This window comes from Streptomyces smyrnaeus, assembly GCF_017676345.1.
In the GTDB taxonomy this organism is placed as follows: domain Bacteria; phylum Actinomycetota; class Actinomycetes; order Streptomycetales; family Streptomycetaceae; genus Streptomyces; species Streptomyces smyrnaeus.
This window is the reverse complement of the sequence record NZ_JAFFZM010000013.1, coordinates 39,163-56,608: the sequence shown is the minus strand read 5'-3', so window position 1 is coordinate 56,608 and position 17,446 is coordinate 39,163. Positions and strand designations below refer to the sequence as shown.

The window sequence follows — 17,446 nt, the reverse complement described above, 5'->3', positions numbered from 1 at the left end:
CGCGGAATGCAGGGCCGGACATGGGTGGGTTCAGTGGTCACTGCTGTGGGTCGGGTCCCGCACGGCCGGGCGGCAGGCAGCCGGTTCCCGGGCGCCTCTTCATCGGCGTCGCACGGCGGCCGAGCGACCGCGCCCCGGCTCAGCGGCGGGTGCGAAGAGCTCACTGCTGGAAGCCAGGCGCACGGCCAAGGGCATGGTGAGTGCTGCACGGGGTGCAGGCCACGGACGCGGCGGATGGGCCACATCTGCGACCTGCGGGGCGTCGAGTTCAACCCGGGCGACGGGCAAGGCCCCCCGAGCGCCCGCAGGGAACCGGCCGTTCCCGCCGCTCTTCAGGGCGAGGGTGCATCAAGGTGGCTCAGCGGTTGGTCCGGAGCCTCTGCAGCGGCCGCCAACAGCCGTACCCAGCACGCGAAGAAGTCCTCGATCGTCTGGCGTTCGAACACATCGGTGCTGAATTTGATCATTCCTTCCAGACCGGCGGGGGTGCCGTCTGCACTGCGGCGTTCGGTCAGCCCGATGGAGATGTCCTCGTGCGCGGTTCCGGCGTCCACGGGGACTTCCCGCACCTGCAACCCTGGCGGCTCGAACCGGTCTTCCGGCAGGTTCTGCAGGATGAGCATGACCTGGTAGAGGGGGCGTTGGGAGAGGGATCGTGCGGGGTCGTCCCCCGCCACCAGATGATCGAAGGGCACATCCTGGTGGGCGTAGGCAGCCAGTGCCGTATCGCGGACCTGCTCGACGAGTTGGGTGAAGGTCGGATCACCGGAGGTGTCGCTCCGCAGAACGAGGATGTTGACGAAGTAGCCGACGAGGTCATCGAGCGCCTGGTCGGTGCGCCCGGCGACAGGGGAGGCCACGGGGATGTCGGTGCCTGCGCCGAGTTTGGTCAGCAGGGCGGCCAGACCCGCGTGCAGCACCATGAACAGGCTGGCGCCGGACCGGCGCGCCAGCTTTGTGAGAGCCGTATGCACCTCCGCGTCGATCCGGACCAGGGCGTAGGCACCGCGATGCGAGACGGCGGCGGGACGGGACCTGTCGAACGGAAGCTTCAGTTCGTCGGGCATCCCGCTCAACTCGCGCGCCCAGTGGGCGAGCTGGCGATTGCGAAGGCTGCCGGGGTCGGCGGGATCCCCCAGCAACTGCCGATGCCACAGCGTGTAGTCGGCATACCGCACCGGCAGCGGGTCCCATACCGGCTCCTCGCCCCGGCTCCGGGCGATGTAGGCGGTCGTCAGGTCCCGGGTCAGCGGTGCCATCGACCAGCCGTCGGCTGCGATGTGGTGGACGACGATCAGCAGCACGTGCTCTGTCGGCCCGAGAGCGAAGAGTTCCGCGCGCAGCTGCGGTTCGGTGGCCAGATCGAATGCGTAGCGGGAGGCTTCCGTCAGCCGTTCCGGCAGCTCCTTATCACCGACTGCGGTCATATGCAGTCGGGGCCGGGCCACTTCCGCGTCGAGTACGTCCTGGAAGGGCTCACCGCCGGCGTCGGGGAACACGGTGCGCAGGGGTTCGTGCCGGGTCACCACATCGGCCAGGGCCCGCTCCAGTGCTTCCTTGTCGAGCCGACCGGTCATGCGCAGTGCCAAGGGGATGTTGAACGTGGGGCTGGGCCCCTCCAAGCGGTGCAGCAGCAGCATCAACTGCTGCCCCGACGACAGCGGCACCCTGCCGGGATGCGGCATGGGGGTCAGCGGGCTGCGCGCGGGCTGCGTGCCGCCGTCGAGGCGCGCCGCCAGATCGGCGACGGTGGGAGCTTCGAACAGTGCGCGCACGGTGAGCTCCGCACCGAGCGTGGCTCGGATGCGGCTGGTCAAACGGGTCGCGAGCAGAGAGTGACCGCCAAGGGCGAAGAAGTCGTCGTCGACGCCGACGTCGGACACCCCCAGCACCTCGGCGAACAGCTCGCACAGCACCTGCTCTTTTGGCGTGCACGAACTGCGACTCGGCCCTGCAGCAGCGGTGGCGTCCGGTGCGGGCAGCGCGGCTCGGTCCAGCTTCCCGTTCTGCGTCAACGGCAACGCGTCCAGCCGCACGAATGCTGCCGGCACCATGTGGTCGGGGAGTCGCTCGCGGAGGAAGGTCCGCAGCTCGGCCGAAGCCGCCTCGGCCCCGGGAGCAGGCACGGTGTAGGCAGCCAGACGTACGTCGCCCGGGCGGTCCTCACGGGCGATCACGGCGGCCTGGGCCACCTGCGGGTGGAGGGTCAGCACCGTCTCGATCTCGCCCGGCTCGATACGGTGACCGCGCACCTTGACCTGGTCATCCACGCGCCCGGCGAATTCGAGCCACCTCTCTGGCCGCCGGCGGCACAGGTCACCGGTGCGGTACATCCGCGTCCCCGGCGGCCCGTACGGATCGGCCACGAAGCGCGCGGCAGTCGGCCCCGGCCGATGCAGATAGCCGCGCGCCAAGCCCGCACCGGCCACATACAACTCGCCGATCACGCCCGGTGGCACAGGCCGCAACGCCCCGTCCAGGACGTAGGCACGAGCGCCCGCGACCGGCAGCCCGAGCACCGGGGTGGCCGCATCGTCGAGCCGGGCGCGTACGGCGTCCACGGTGCATTCGGTCGGCCCGTACATGTTGTGGGCCGCCAGTCCCTCCACCGCCCGCAGCTCCTGCCACAGCCGCTCGGGCAGCGCTTCACCGCCGAGTACGGCAACGCTCGGCCGCCACCGCTCGCTCGTGAAGAGTCCGTGATCGATCAGTACACGCATGTACGAGGGCGTGACATCGACGGAGTCGATCCGGTGGCGGAGGAGCCAAGCTGTGAACCGCTCCCCGTCCGTGTAGGTCGCACCGTCGGCCACATGCAGTTCATGTCCGGTCATGAGCGCCGCCAGCTGGGCCCAGGACGCGTCGAAGGAGACCGAGGCGGTCAGCGCCACCCGCAGCCTCGCCCTTCCTGCACGCTCGGCCGCGGGGGTGAAAACCTGCGCGCCGTACTGGGCCACCGTTTCGGCCACGCCGGCGTGCCGGGCCACCACACCCTTGGGCTCCCCCGTCGTCCCCGAGGTGTAGATCACGTACGCCGGATGGTCGGGCAACAGCCCTGTGACCGGGTCGGCCTCGGACTGCGCCGCCAGCTCCCGGGCGGTTTCAGGCGCGTCGAGCAGCAGGTGCGGCAGACGGAACTCGGAATCCACGGCATCGACGGTGGCAGCGTCCGACAGCAGCAGCACGGGCCGCGCGTCGTCCAGCATGCCCGTGCGGCGGGCGCTCGGATGGTCGGGGTCGAGGGGGAGGTACGCGGCACCGGATTTGAGCACGGCGAGGATCGCCACGACCAGGTCGGCCGAACGCGGCAGAGCGAGAGCGACAATGTCCTCGACTCCGACGCCGCGAGCGGTCAGGGCATGGGCGAGCCGGTTGGCCCGGACGTTCAGGTCACCGTAGGTGAGGGCGGTACCACCGGCCACCACGGCGACCGAGTCGGGCGCGGTGCTCACCTGCTCGCGGAAGAGGTCGGGAAGTGTGCGCGCAGGCCCCCGCGTCACCGTCTCATCCGAGGTCCCGCCCAGGGCGCGGTGTCTCTCGTCGGCCGACAGGACGTCGATGTGGCTGATCGGCCGGTCCGGGTGCTGCACGGCTGCTTCCAGGAGCCGCGTCCAGCGCACCGCGATGTCGCGGACGGTGGCGTGGTCGAACAGGTCGGTGGCGTACACGATCGCCCCCGTCAGACCGAGACACTCGCCGTCCCCCGAGCGCTGCTCGGAGACGACGATGTCGAGGTCGAACTTGGCCGTCGGCGTCGCCACCGGTGCAGCGGTGGTTTCCAGACCTGGGAGGGAGAACGCATCGGCCTCGTCGGTGTGGATGGAGAGCATCACCTGGAACAACGGGTGCCGGGACGGTGACCGGGCCGGGTTGATCGCCTCCACCAGGTGGTCGAAAGGCACCTCCTGGTGGGCGAAGGCGGCCAGTGAGGTCTCACGAACGCGTTCCAGGAGCTGGCGGAAGGTCGGTGCGCCAGAGGTGTCGGTGCGCAGGACCAGAGTGTTGACGAAGAAGCCCACCAGATCGTCGAGCGCTTGGTCGGTACGTCCGGCGATGGGGCTGCCGACGGGGATGTCGTCACCCGCGCCGAGCTTGGTGAGCAGGGCGGCCAGTCCGGCGTGCAGCACCATGAACAGGCTGGCCCCCGAGTCGCGTGCGAGCTCGGTGAGAGCCGTGTGCAGTTCCGCGTCGATACCGAGGGGGACGCGAGCGCCGCGGTGCGAGGCGACGGCCGGGCGGGGCCGGTCGGTGGGGAGCGTGGTCTCGTCGGGCAGGCCGGCCAGCGCTCGTGTCCAGTAGGCAAGCTGACGGCTCAGCAGGCTGTCGGGGCCGGCGGTGTCGCCCAGCAACTGGCGCTGCCACAGCGTGTAGTCGGCGTACTGCACCGGCAGCGGCGCCCACCCCGGCTCCTCCCCCCGGCGGCGAGCGGCGTACGCCGTCGACAGATCCCGGGCCAACGGCGTCATCGACCAGCCGTCGGCGGCGATGTGATGGACCACGAGCAGCAGCACATGCGAGGTCGGGCTCACGACGAAAAGCTCGGCGTGCAGCGGAGGTTCGACACCGAGGTCGAACACGTGCTGGGCGGACTCCGCGAGCCGCGACGGGAGACTCTCCTCATCCACCTCGGTGACCGGAAGCAGCGGACACGCCGCCCGGGCCTCCACGATCTGTTGCCGAGGGACACCTGCGACTTCCGGACAGACGGTGCGCAAGGTCTCGTGCCGGGTGACAACATCCAGCAGCGCCTGCTTCAGCGCGTTCCGGTCGAACTCGCCGGAAAGCCGCAACGCCAGGGGGATGTTGTATGTCGCGTCGGGCCCCTGCATACGTTGCAGGAACAGCAACCGCTGCTGCGCGTACGACAGCGGCACGGGATCGGGTCGTTCACGGGCGGTCAGGGCCGGATACTTCTCCGCCGCGCTGTGCAGCCGGGCCGACAGCCGGGCGACGGTGGGTGCTTCGAACACCGCACGCAGATCCACGTCGGTGCCGAGGGTGGCCCGGATGCGGCTGCTGAGGCGGGTGGCAAGGAGCGAGTGGCCGCCGAGTGCGAAGAAGTCGTCGTCCACACCGACGGCGGGAACCCCCAGCACTTCGGCGAACAGCTCGCACAGCACCTGTTCACCCGGTGTACGCGGAGGGCGGCCGGTGGCTGCGGTCGTGGTGACGACCGGCGCGGGCAGCGCGGCCCTGTCCAGCTTGCCGTTCGGTGTCAGTGGCAATTCCTCCAGCACCACGAAGGAGGACGGCACCATGTATTCCGGCAGACGGTCCCGCAGGCGGTCGCGCATCGAGGCGATGTCCGCCTCGGCCCCGGACGTCGGCACCACATAGGCCACCAAACGCCCCTCCCGTACCTGGACGGTGGCGGAAGCGGCGTCGGAATCGCCGACAAGAGCGGCCTCTACCTCGCCGGATTCGACGCGGTGACCACGTACCTTGATCTGCTGGTCGCCGCGTCCGGCGAACTCCAGCAGTCCGTCGGAACGCCACCGGGCCAGGTCACCGGTGCGGTACATCCGGCTCCCCGGAGGGCCGAACGGGTCGGCCACAAAGCGTTCGGCGGTCATTCCCGGTCGCCTCAGGTAACCCCGCGCCAGCCCCACCCCCGTGATGTACAGCTCACCCACGGCGCCAGGCGGTGTCGGGCGCAGCGCGCTGTCCAGCACATGGACACGGGTGGCGGGGATCGGCGTCCCGATCGGTGGCGGGGTGTGGGCAGGGGTGAGCGGCTCGCTCATGGTGGCGCACACCGTGGCCTCGGTCGGTCCGTACGCGTTCACCATCCGGTGATTCACGGACCAGCGTTCCACCAGGCTCGCCGGACATGCCTCTCCCGCTACCACGAGGGTGCTCACGGAGGCCTGTGTTTCGTCCACCGCGGCCAGTGCCGAAGGCGGCACGGTCGCATGAGTGATCGACACGTCCGGATCGGTGAGGGCGGCCACCGGGTCGGCGGTGGGCGGGAGCACCAGGGTTGCACCGGTCAGCAAGGCGGTGAACAGCTCGGATACGGAGGCGTCGAAGCTGGGCGGGGCGAACTGCAGGACGCGGCTGTCGGCATCGATCGCGAAGCGCTCCGTCTGGGCAGCGACCAGGTTTCCCACGCCGGTGTGGGTGACCACCACGCCCTTGGGCCGGCCGGTCGACCCCGAGGTGTAGATCACGTACGCCGGGTGGAGCGGGTCCACCGGAATTCCCGGGTCGGTGTCGGGTCTGCCCTGAGCCAGTTCGGCCACCGTCCGCGGATCGTCGATCACCAGGGTCGGCCGCGCGTCGGTGAGCAGGTACTCGACCCGCGCCGCCGGATACGCCGGGTCCACCGGCAGGTAGGCCGCCCCTGCTTTGAGCACGCCGAGGATCGCCGTCACCAGTTCCTGGCCGCGTGGCAGAGCCAGGGCCACCACGTCCTCGGCCCCGATCCCCCGAGCGATGAGCGCATGCGCGAACCGGTTCGCGCGCGCGTTGAGCTCACCGTAGGTGAGGGCCGTATCAGCGGCGCACACCGCCACCGCCCCTGGTGTGCTGCGCACCTGCTCCTCGAACAGCGCCGGCACGGGAACGGCAGGAGCTCCGCGCACCGGTGCTTTCCCGTCGCCGATCAAGCGCTGCCGTTCGTCGGCCGAGAGGAGGTCAACCGTGCCGACCGGGAGGCCGGGGTCGCATTCCGCCAGGTCCGCCAGCAGACGCAGCAGCCGTCGCTGATGGTCCGCGAGGGCCGCGTCGTCGTACACCTCTGGAGCGCCGCGCAGTTGCAGTTGCGGGCCTTCGTCGTCCCGGCGGTCCCACACGGCGATCATCAGGTCTGCGAACAGCCCGGCGGATGTCTGGTGCGCGGTGCACCGGTGGCCGTCGAAGGTGAAGTCGTAGGGGAAGCCCATCAGATTCACCACGGGCGAGAAGGCCGTGCCGTCGTCGCGGGGCAGACCCAGCTCGCGATGCAGGTCCTCCCCGCGATAGCGCTGGTGCGCCACCGCCTCCTTCACCCGGTCGTCGACCTGGGCCAACAGGCTGTCCAGCGACATGTCGGGCCGCACGGTCAGCCGCAGGGGCACCCCGTTGGCCAGCATCCCAGGCGTCGCGCGGGAGGTGTGGTCAGGACGGCCGGAGACGGCCAGCCCCACGACGACGTCCCTGACACCGGTCAGCCGGTGGATGTAGAGCGCCACCGCCGCGATCACGAAGCGGCTCTGGGTGATGCCGGCGCGCCGGGCTGCCGCACGCAGGGCCCGGGGGCACAGGAAGGGATGTACCTCGGTCGTGCGCGCCGTCCCGGGAGCCGGGTGGTGGGAGGGCTGTTCGGTTCCCGGCACACCGTGCTCCGCTGCCGCGAAGCCGAGGCGGGGCGGGATCGTCGCAGCCCGCTGCCAGCCTGCCAACTGCCGAGCCCAGTACTCCCGGTCCTCGACGCACTCCGGGGACTCCCGGTACTTCTGATCCGCCCGGACCAGGACCGACAGCGGCCCGAAGGGACTGCGGCCGATCCCCCGTCCGCGGGCCAAGGCGGTGTACACCTCCGCGGTCCGGCGTGCCACGAGGGAGCGACCGAAACTGTCCATCACAGCGTGGTGGTACATGTGGGACCACCAGAACCGGTCCGGCGCCAATTTGAGCAGGGCGAAGCTGAACAGCGGGCCTTCCGCCAGTTCCATGGGCCGAGCCAGGTCCTGGGCGATCCACCCGCGTGCGGCCGCCTCCGGGTCGGGCTCGTCCCCGACATCGACGACCGACAGGGACCAGGGCAACTCAGCTTCCAGGGTCTGTACCGGGCCGTCGTCACCCAGCACCAGACGGGCCCGCAGCGCGTCGGTTTCCGCGACGACCTGGCGCAGCGCCGCCTCGAACACGGCCGGATCGACCGGCCCGCGGATCTCCAGGTACTCCCCGACGCGCAACGCGACGCCGGCCTGCGGAGCGTGCTGCTCGGACAACCAGATCTCGCGCTGGGCGGCTGTCAGCGGCAGGACCTCCGCCGACGGATCCGGCTGGTACTGCGCGACCGACGCCGGATCGTCCTCCACAGCGGCCAGCTCATGACGGGACAACGAGGCACCCTCCTGCAACGTCCGACGCCCTTCACCTACGCTCCGCACCCGGACGGGGCCGAGTCGGCCGACGGGCACAAGCAAACGCCCGCCGATCGTTCGGACAGACGACACCGCGTCCGGTCGACAGAACGACAACTGGCATGCGTGCGCTGCCCGTCGACGTCACCGGCTCTGTTTCAGCAGGCTCATCGTGCCAGCCGGAACCGCACGCTCCACCCGTGGTGGATCACTCCTACCCAAAGGGATGAAATCCTGCTCAGCGGCATTCCGCGCCACAGGACGAGTCGGACGTCCGCCGCGGACCTTCGCCCAATGGGCCGCCGCACACGCCGATGCCTTCCGTCCCCGATCTGGGGGTGGCAGGCCGCGCGGGGCGAGGCGGAGCAGGTTCTTCACCGTTCGGCGCGGCGCTGCCCTGTCGGGGGATTGACACCTGCTACACAGGGCACCCAGCACCGTCGAAGCCCAGATGTCCCAGCAGGACCCGCGCAGGGGTCAGCCGCGTGTCGGCGGTGTGGGACGCGTGGAGGAGTTGGTGCTGCTGTGCTGGTCCTGCTGGCTGCCCACCTGGGGGTCGCGGCGGCGATTCCCTGGTGGGCGCGGCGGCTCGGCCGCACGGTGTGGATGGTGGCCGCCGTGCTGCCGCTGGCGACGGTGGCCTGGGCGAGCGTGTCGGCGGGGCGGGTTCTGGACGGCGGTGCGTACCAGGAGTCACTGTCGTGGGCTCCGCGTCTCGGATTGGCGGTTGCCCTGCGCCTGGATGCGCTGTCGCTGCTGATGCTGTGGGTCGTGGCCGGTGTCGGTGCGCTGGTGCTGTTGTACTGCCGGTACTACGTGGAGCGGGACGCCGGCCGGATGGCTGCCCTGCTGCTGGCGTTCGCCGGAACGATGTCGGGTCTGGTGCTCGCCGACAACCTGTTCGTGCTGTACGTCTTTTGGGAACTGACCACGATCGCGTCCTTCCTGCTGATCGCGGGGCGGGGTGAGACTGCGGAGCAGCGGCGCGCAGCTCGGCAGGCCCTGCTGGTGACCGCGGCCGGCGGCCTGGTCATGCTGCTGGGTTTTGTCGTGCTCGGCCAGGAGGCGGGCACCTACCGGCTCTCGACGATCCTCGTCGATCCGCCGCGGGGCGGGCTCGTGCCGGTGGCGGTCGTGCTGGTGCTCGTGGGGGCGTTCGCCAAGTCCGCGCAGCTGCCGCTGCACGGCTGGCTGCCTGCGGCGATGGTGGCCCCCACCCCGGTGAGCGCGTATCTGCACGCGGCAGCGATGGTCAAGGCGGGGGTCTACCTGGTGGCGCGGTTGGCGCCCGCCCTGGCCGAAGTGGACCCGTGGCGGCCGATGGTGCTCGGGGTGGGCCTGGCCACCATGGTGCTGGCGGCGTGGCGGGCGCTGCGTGCGACCGATCTGAAGCTGCTGCTGGCCTATGGGACGGTCAGTGAACTCGGCCTGCTGACTGCTGTGCTGGGGATCGGCACCCGGACCGGGGCACTGGCGGGGGCAGCGATGCTGCTCGCGCACGCCGCGTTCAAGGCGGCGCTGTTCCTGTCCGCCGGGATCGTGGAGCATCAGACGGGCACCCGCGACATCCGGCAGTTGACGGGGCTCGGGCGCCGCCTGCCCGTGCTGTTCGGCGCCACCGCGCTCGCCACCGCGTCGATGGCCGGTCTGCCGCCGCTCCTCGGCTACTTGGGCAAGGAAGCAGTCCTGGAGGCGTTCTGGCACGGCACCGTACCGGGAAACATCAACCACCTGACCACGGCCGTGCTGGTGCTCGGTTTCGCCCTGACGGTGGCCTACGCGGCGCGGTTCCTGCACGGCGCCTTCGGCGGGCCGCCCGGCCGTCCGACAGGTGCACCACGCCGTCCTCAGGTGGGGTTCGTCGCGCCGGTGGCCGTGCTCGCGGGGGCGGGCCTGGTGCTCGGTGCGGGGTACGCGGGTACGGCGACTGTCGCGAACGCCTATGCCGAGGGCTATCCGGCGGGGCCGCAGGGCTCGTACGCACTGTCCTTGTGGCATGGATTCACGCCTGTCCTCGGCCTGTCGGCGCTGTCGCTGATCCTCGGCGGTTTGCTCCATGCGGTCCGGCGCCACACCCTCGCGGCGGCTGCCACCGTACCGCGCCTTCCGGACGTGCAGGGCGGCTACGACCGTGCGGTCGCGGGCGTGGACCGACTGGCGGTGGCGGTGACCCGGCACACGCAGGTCGGCTCGTTGCCGGTCTACCTGACCGTGCTGCTGGCGACCGTGGTCCTGGTGCCCGGCGCGGCGCTGGCGGCTGCGGCACCGTCGCTGGGGTCCCCGCCGCTGTGGTGGTCCCCGGCCGAGCCGCTGCTCGCTGTGGTGGTGGTGACGGCCGCCGCAGCGGTGGTGGCCGCCCGGCACCGGCTGACCGGCATCCTGCTGGCGGGGGCGGTCGGCTACGGGGTGGCGGGAGTGTTCCTGGTGCGGGGCGCACCGGGCCTGGCGCTCACCCAGTTCCTGGTGGAGACGATGACGCTGGTCGTGGTGGTGCTGGTGCTGCGGCGCATGCCGGCCCGGTTCGTGCACGGCCGGACGCTCCCGCGCGCCCGGCTGCTGCGGGTCGCGGTGGCCGGGGCAGTCGGGGTGCTCGTCACCTGCTTCGCCCTGGCGACATCCGCCGCCCGCACGGCCCCTGCAGTCTCGTCCGGGTATGTGCGCCGGGTGGCGGAGACGGGCGCCCACAACGTCGTCAACGCGATCGTCGTCGACTTCCGCGCCCTGGACACGCTGGGTGAGATCTCGGTGCTGCTGGTGGCGGCGGTCGGGGTCGTCAGCCTCGTCCGCAACCACAGTCACAAAGGGGCGGCGGACGGCGGCAGCGGCGAGGGCCGACGCGGCATATTCCCCACGGCACACTGGGACGAGCCCCGGCAGACGTGGCTGCCGGGAGCCGACGAGCGGCCCGGCGGTGAACGCTCGGTCCTCCTGGAAGTGGCCACCCGGCTGCTGTTCCCCTCGATCCTGGTCCTGTCGCTGTTCCTGCTGTTCTCCGGGCACCACCACCCCGGCGGGGGGTTCTCCGGCGGGCTGGTGGCGGGCCAGGCCTTCGTCCTCCGGTACCTGGTGGGCGGACGGGCCGACCTCGGGGTCGCCGTTCCCCTTCCCGCGGGCGCGGTCGCGGGCGGTGGCCTGCTGCTCGCGGCCGGCATCGGCCTGCTCCCGCCGATCCTCGGCGGGGTGCCGCTGGAGAGCGCCGTGGTGACGTGGCACCTGCCGGTGGTCGGCGCGGTGAAGTTCGCGACCAGCCTCTTCTTCGACGTGGGCGTCTATCTGCTCGTCGTCGGCGTCACGCTCAAGCTGCTGTCCGCAGTGGGGGTCTCGCTCGGCGACGCCCCCGCCGGAGCCCTTGGAGCAGACCGGGAGGAGGAAGGCTCTCGATGAACAGCGCACTGGGCACCACGGCCAACACACTCGATGTGACGATGGCTCTCGCGGTCGGCGCCCTGTTCGCCGTGGGTTTCTACCTCATGATGCAGCGGTCCTTGATGCGGATCGTGCTCGGCTTCGTCCTGCTGGGCCACGGCACCAACCTGCTGCTGCTGGTGGCCGGAGGCACGCCCGGCCCACCACCCGTGGTGGAGGGGAAGACGCCGCATCCCGAAGTGGCCGACCCGCTGCCCCAGGCCATGGCACTGACCTCGATCGTGATCACGTTCGGTCTCACGGCCTTCCTCACGGCCCTGGCCTACCGCTCCTGGCGGCTGTCCCGACACGACGAGGTACGCGACGACGTGGAGGACCGACGTATCGGCACCGCACAGGAACGCGCCGAGACCGCCGACGACACCGGCCGGATCCCCGGCGACGCCGCCGCCCGGGCGGAGGGCCGGCAATGACCGCGTTCCTGCTCGCCGTGCCCGTACTGCTGCCCGCGCTCAGCGCCGGGGTGACCTTGCTCGGTCTGCCCCGTTCGGTGGTCCGCACGCTCAGCATCGTCGTGCTGACGGGTGTCCTGGCCGACGCGGCGGCACTGTTCGTACGCGCGGACGCCCACGGACCGCAGGCGCTGAACGTCGGCGACTGGTCGGCGCCGCTGGGTATCACGCTCGTGGCCGACCGGCTGTCGGCGCTGCTGCTCACCGTGTCGGCACTGGTGGCGCTCGCTGTACTTCTCTTCGCTGTCGGGGAGGGCGCCGCCGAACGGCTCCAGGGGCCTCCCAGGGTCTTCCACCCTGCCTACCTGCTGCTCGTCACTGGTGTGAGCCTGGCATTTCTCACGGGTGACCTGTTCAACCTCTTCGTCGCGTTCGAAGTGATGCTCGCCGCTTCGTACGTTCTGATCACGCTGGACGCCGACGAGGGCCGCACCCGGTCGGGCATGACGTATGTGATCGCCGGCCTCACGTCCTCGCTGCTGTTCATCACCCTGGTCGCCCTGGTGTACGCCGCCACCGGCACGGTGACCCTGGCTCAGCTCGGCCCCCGACTGGCTGAGCTTCCGGACGGCCTGCGCGGCGCCCTCGCCCTGCTGCTCCTGGTCGTCCTGGGCGTCAAAGCGGCGATCGTGCCGCTGCACCTGTGGCTGCCCGACAGCTACCCGACCGCGCCCGCGCCGATCACGGCCGTGTTCGCCGCCCTGCTCACCAAGGTCGCCGTATACGCCCTGCTGCGCACCCAGACGCTGCTGTTTCCCCGCACCGGGGTATGGACTCTGCTGGCGTGCGCGGCGATCGCCGCCATGGTCGTCGGCATCCTCGGTGCCCTCGCCCAGGACGACATCAACCGGCTGTTGTCCTTCACGCTCGTCAGCCACATCGGCTTCATGCTGTTCGGACTGGCGCTCTTCGACGCGCGCGGTCTGTCGGGCACCATCCTGTACGTCGTCCACCACATCGCTGTCCAGGCGGCGCTCTTCCTCACCGCCGCTCTCGTCGTACGTCGCGCGGGGACTGCGGCACTGCGCCACATGGCCCGGTGGCCGCCACCGGGGGCGTGGGCCGCCGCACTGTTCGCCCTTCCGGCTCTGAGCCTGGCGGGCGTCCCTCCGTTCTCCGGCTTCGTGGCCAAGCTGGCCCTGCTGCGCGCCGGAACCGCGCAGGGCGGACCGGCGGCCTATGCCCTCGCGGGGACTGCTCTGCTCACCAGTCTGCTGACGCTCTACGCCATGACCCGGGTGTGGACATCGGCTTTCATGAAACAGCAATCGGACCCGTCCCACGGCGAGACGGACCCGCCGAAGCCGTCGCCGCCCGCGTCCCCATGGCCGCGCGAGCACCGTCGGCGCACAGGGCGCGGAACCGGGCTGATGACCGCAGCGGCAGCCGGTGTGACGGCGACCGGTCTCGTCATCGCCGCCTGCGCCGGCCCGCTCTCCATGGTCAGTGAACGAGCCGCACACGACCTGCTCGACCCGCAGGCGTACCGCTCCGTCGTTCTCGGCGAGGAGGACCATTGATCCGCCACGAACGCGCCCGCCGCGGCCTGCGGCACCTTCCGATGATCGCCTGGCTTTGGCTGCTGTGGATCCTGCTGTGGGGGTCGGTCAGTTGGGTGGTCCTCATCGCGGGGCTGCTCGTCGCCGCCACCGTCGTCGCGGCCTTCTCCCTGCCCCCGGTGCTGCCGGGGGCCGTGCCCCGGCTGCTGCCGATCGGGCATCTGCTGGTCCACTTGCTGACGGACCTGATCAGATCCGGAACAACAGTCGCCTGGCAGGTCCTCCGGCACGGCAGAAACACCTCTGCGGCAATCATCGAAGTCCAACTCCGCGTCGACAGCGACCTGCTGATCATGGCGGTTGCCGAACTCACGACCATGACCCCCGGCACGCTGGTGGCCGAGATCGACCGGCGCCGACAACGCCTCTACGTCCATGTGCTCCCGGCCCGCGACCCGGCCGACATCGCCCGCCACAAGGACGCAGTGCGAGCCGTGGAGCGCCGGGTCGCACGTGCGGTCGGCACGGCGCCGGAGGTCGGCGTCACAGGCCGGCCCCCGATTGCTGGGGGAGCATCCGGCGACACCTCCCAAGGAAGGGAACATGACCAGGGAAAGGGAACATGACCAGCGAGAACCGTGACAGCCGCACCGAGGACAGTGAGAGCCGTACCGGGTGCGCGTACGCCTGGTACACCTCCGCGGGCCGGTTCCGGAAACGGCCCGCTCGGCGCGCCGCCCGCCGCAGGAGGCAGCCATGACCGCCCTGTACCTGGTCACCCTGGCCGGTGTGGCTGCGGCCGGACTGCTCACCCTGCTGCGCCTGGTACGCGGCCCCCGGGCGCTCGACCGAGTCATAGCGCTGGACGTCCTGGTGACGATGGTCATCGCCGGAACCGCCGTACGGACAGCCATGGACAAGGACACCACGGCCCTGCCCGTACTCCTCGTCCTCGCTCTGCTGGCGTTCACCGGATCGGTGACGGCCGCTCACCTGATCGAGAAGAGAGAAGGTATGCGGTGACTGCTGTGCGCGACGTGATCACCGCCGTGCTGCTGCCGACCGGCGCGGCCTTTTGTCTGCTCGGAGCTGTGGGCCTGCTCCGTTTCCCGGACATCGGGAGCCGGCTGCACGCCGCGGCCAAGGCCCAGACCCTCGGTCTGCTGCTCATCCTGGTCGGAGCGAGCGTACAGATGCCCCTGCACTATGCGCCGGTGCTGCTGCTCGTCGCGCTCTTCCAACTGTTCACCACCCCGATCACCAGTCAGATCATCGGCCGCACCGCCTATCGCACCCGTGGGCTCGACCACCGTCTGCTGTTCGGGGACGAACTCGCCGAACGCCTCGCACGGGACGGCACCCCGGTCGACGAGACGAACGGGACGCCGCCGCAAGAGGAGGACGCTGAACGGTGAGCTTACGGACGTGGAGACCGACAGCCCGCCTCCCCTGACGACGACCGGGCCACTCCCCTCCCCCCGGCTACGGTCGCGCGGGTGGTCATGCGGCAGTTCGTTGTGCGTCCATCTCGGTCTCATACGGGGGTCGCGGTGTACGAACCGCCCAGCGCGGCACACTCATACTGGTCAACCGCACCAGCGGAGCGTGAGGGCACGAGCGCGGAACCACCGGCGCGAGCCCCACGGCCGGCTCCTCTCGTTCGCAGGCGGGAGACACAGTGCGGCAGTCGTGCTCACTGCTGCGGTGGGCGGCCGGATGACTGGGCGATCTCCCGCTCGGCCGCGTCGATGATTGCCAGTATGGCGGCGGACGCGGCTGCGGGATCGTTGCCTTCGACGGCTTCCACGATGGCGCGGTGGGCCGGCAGTGAGGCTTCGACCGCACCGGGTGTCCGCGTACTCACGGCGAAGCTGTGTTCCAGCGCGACGTCCACCGCGCGGCCCAGTGAGCCGAGGAGGCGGTTGCCGCTCGCGTCCAGCAGGGTGCGGTGGAAGGTGATGTCGGCCTCGACGTAACCGCGGCGTCCGGGACGCACCGCTGCGGCTTCCATCTGTGTCAGGGCGTCGCAGAGGGCACGTACCTCATCGGGCCCGGCGCGGCCGGCTGCCAGCCGGGCGGCCTCGGGCTCGACGATCCGGCGCAGTTCACCGGTGTCGCGCAGCAAGGCCGCGGAATCACCGGACTGTTGCCAGCGCAGCACGTCGCGATCCAGGTGGTTCCAGTGTTCCGGTGGCAGCACGCGGGTGCCCGTGCGCGGGCGTACGTGCAGCATCCCCTTGGCCGCGAGGGCCTTGACCGCCTCTCGCAACGCGCCGCGGCTGACGCCGATTTCGGTGGCGAGCACATCTTCGACCGGCAGCGACTGCCCCGGCTGCCATGTGCCGCCCACGATCCGTCGGCCGAGCTCCTCGACCACCCGCTGATGCATGGTCCGGTAATGCATCACGATCTTTGTTCGCCCCCTGGACGCCAATCATCGAATCATTCAATGATTGCTCTCATCGTACAGACCCGCGAGCTCGACCAGCCGGAGAGAGGCGTTCCCCATGACGCACGCGGACGACGGCGTCGGCACTCCCCACCATGCCGAAGCTCCCTTCCCTCTGAACAGCCGCCGACTACCGCTGCCCGAAGTGCGGACGCTGCCGGCCCCGCCCCGTAAGCCCTGGCGGATCATCGGGCCGGGCATCGTCGCAGCCGGTGTCGGGCTGTCCTCGGGCGAGTTCATCCTCTGGCCCTACATCGCCTCCCAGGCCGGGCTCGTCTTCCTGTGGGGCGCGGTCGTCGGCCTCGTCACCCAGTGGTTCCTCAACATGGAGATCGAGCGCTACACGCTCGCCACCGGGGAGACGGCCATGACCGGCTTCAACCGCTACTGGCGGCACTGGGGGGCGGTGCTGGCCGCGCTGACATACGCGGCGAACCTGTGGCCGGGCTGGGCCACCAGCTCCGCCGCCATGCTCTCGTACGTCTTCGGCGGCGAGCCGACCGTCATCGCCGTGGGCCTGCTGCTGCTCATCGGCGCGATCCTCACCCTCGCCCCGGTCGTGTACACCGCGCTGGAGCGGCTGCTGTTCGTCAAGGTCGCGCTGATCGGCGGATTCTTCGTACTCGCGGTGATCTTCGTCATCAAGGCGGCGAGCTGGAAGGAGCTGCCGCAGGCCGCCACCCACGTCGGCCAGTTCCCCAGTGAGCTCGGCATCGCCGTGCTGATGGGGGCGCTCGCCTACGCCGGGGCCGGCGGCGGGCAGAACCTGTGCCAGAGCAACTGGATACGTGACAAGGGCTTCGGCATGGGCCACTACGTGCCCCGGCTGGTCAGCCCGGTGACCGGCAAGGAGGACGCTGCCTCCGGTCCGGCCACCGGATACGTCTTCGTCCCGGAGGGAGAGAACCTCGTGCGGTGGAAGCGCTGGTGGCGCTTCGCCAACACCGAACAGGCCGTGACGTTCGGCCTCACCACCGTCGTGACCATCGTGCTCGCCTCGCTGATGGCGCACTCCACCCTCTTCGGCACGCCCGGTCTCGCCAACGACGTCGGCTTCGTGCGGGAGGAGGGCGAGGCGCTCAAGTCCCAGGCCGGCAGCTGGTTCGGGGTGCTGTTCTGGCTGATCGGCGCCTTCTCGCTGTTCTGTGCGGCGACCGGCATCGTCGACTACACCAGCAGACTCGCCGCGGACGTCCTCAAGTCGACGTATCTGCGAGGCGCTCGGCACTCCGAGAGCCGGCTGTACTTCTGGCTGGTGTGGGGGCTGGTGGCCATCGGTGTCGCCATTCTGGCGCTCGGCTTCGACCAGCCGCTCGTCCTGCTGGTCATCTCCGCCTGTGTGGCCGGGCTGATGATGTTCGTCTACTCCGGCCTGCTGCTCTTCATGAACCGCAAGGCGCTGCCCGCGCCGCTGAAGGTGCGCAGCTACCGGGCGGCCGCTCTCGTGTGGGCGGTCGGCCTGTTCGGCGTGTTGTCCGTGCTGACCGTACGGCAGCAGATCCAGGATCTCTTCGGCTGACCCCCTCACCCGACCGGACCGAACGGCTCACG

9 protein-coding genes are annotated in these 17,446 nt (G+C 70.5%); 7 read left to right on the top strand and 2 right to left on the bottom strand.

Annotation, left to right across the window (positions count from 1 at the left end):
• Nucleotides 1-332: 332 nt before the first annotated feature.
• On the bottom strand, nucleotides 333-8,048 hold the full coding sequence (locus tag JW613_RS21260) for a non-ribosomal peptide synthetase (protein WP_209212445.1): 7,716 nt from the start codon (nucleotides 8,046-8,048) through the stop codon (nucleotides 333-335).
• 546 nt (nucleotides 8,049-8,594) lie between these two features.
• On the opposite strand from JW613_RS21260, the gene JW613_RS21255 reads away from it, so the two are divergent.
• The 6 genes from JW613_RS21255 (at nucleotide 8,595) to mnhG (ending at nucleotide 14,861) form a co-directional block, all read left to right on the top strand.
• Nucleotides 8,595-11,453: a Na+/H+ antiporter subunit A gene (locus JW613_RS21255; RefSeq protein WP_209212444.1), complete on the top strand. Its 2,859-nt coding sequence runs from the start codon at nucleotides 8,595-8,597 to the stop codon at nucleotides 11,451-11,453.
• Nucleotides 11,450-11,908, top strand: a complete 459-nt coding sequence (locus JW613_RS21250; RefSeq protein ID WP_209212443.1) for a Na(+)/H(+) antiporter subunit C — start codon at nucleotides 11,450-11,452, stop codon at nucleotides 11,906-11,908. The genes JW613_RS21255 and JW613_RS21250 overlap by 4 nt, the downstream gene beginning before the upstream one ends.
• Complete coding sequence (locus JW613_RS21245; RefSeq protein ID WP_209212442.1) at nucleotides 11,905-13,467, top strand: Na+/H+ antiporter subunit D; 1,563 nt, start codon at nucleotides 11,905-11,907, stop codon at nucleotides 13,465-13,467. Before JW613_RS21250 ends, JW613_RS21245 begins: the two co-directional genes overlap by 4 nt.
• Nucleotides 13,464-14,072 (top strand): Na+/H+ antiporter subunit E, encoded by a 609-nt coding sequence (locus JW613_RS21240; protein WP_209212441.1) that lies wholly within the window; start codon nucleotides 13,464-13,466, stop codon nucleotides 14,070-14,072. The genes JW613_RS21245 and JW613_RS21240 overlap by 4 nt, the downstream gene beginning before the upstream one ends.
• Nucleotides 14,073-14,202: 130 nt before the next feature.
• Nucleotides 14,203-14,469, top strand: a complete 267-nt coding sequence (locus JW613_RS21235; protein ID WP_209212440.1) for an MrpF/PhaF family protein — start codon at nucleotides 14,203-14,205, stop codon at nucleotides 14,467-14,469.
• The gene (mnhG, locus tag JW613_RS21230; RefSeq protein WP_209212439.1) at nucleotides 14,466-14,861 is read left to right on the top strand and encodes a monovalent cation/H(+) antiporter subunit G; all 396 of its coding nucleotides are present in this window, start codon (nucleotides 14,466-14,468) and stop codon (nucleotides 14,859-14,861) included. The genes JW613_RS21235 and mnhG overlap by 4 nt, the downstream gene beginning before the upstream one ends.
• Nucleotides 14,862-15,139: 278 nt before the next feature.
• On the opposite strand, the gene JW613_RS21225 is transcribed toward mnhG, so the two are convergent.
• Nucleotides 15,140-15,880 carry a FadR/GntR family transcriptional regulator gene (locus JW613_RS21225; RefSeq protein ID WP_209212438.1) on the bottom strand — a complete coding sequence of 247 codons (741 nt, stop codon included), beginning with the start codon at nucleotides 15,878-15,880 and terminating at the stop codon, nucleotides 15,140-15,142.
• A 73-nt stretch (nucleotides 15,881-15,953) separates the two neighbouring features.
• Here JW613_RS21225 and JW613_RS21220 point away from each other — a divergent pair, with 73 nt between their 5' ends.
• Nucleotides 15,954-17,414, top strand: coding sequence for an Nramp family divalent metal transporter (locus JW613_RS21220; RefSeq protein WP_209212437.1), 1,461 nt, complete (start codon nucleotides 15,954-15,956; stop codon nucleotides 17,412-17,414).
• Nucleotides 17,415-17,446: the final 32 nt, after the last annotated feature.

What these genes read in the sequence shown, in the direction of transcription:
- JW613_RS21250 (WP_209212443.1), top strand. Translation starts at nt 11,450, where the DNA reads ATGAACAGCGCACTGGGCACCACGGCCAACACACTCGATGTGACGATG.
- JW613_RS21245 (WP_209212442.1), top strand. Translation starts at nt 11,905, where the DNA reads ATGACCGCGTTCCTGCTCGCCGTGCCCGTACTGCTGCCCGCGCTCAGC.
- JW613_RS21235 (WP_209212440.1), top strand. Translation starts at nt 14,203, where the DNA reads ATGACCGCCCTGTACCTGGTCACCCTGGCCGGTGTGGCTGCGGCCGGA.
- JW613_RS21220 (WP_209212437.1), top strand. Translation starts at nt 15,954, where the DNA reads ATGACGCACGCGGACGACGGCGTCGGCACTCCCCACCATGCCGAAGCT.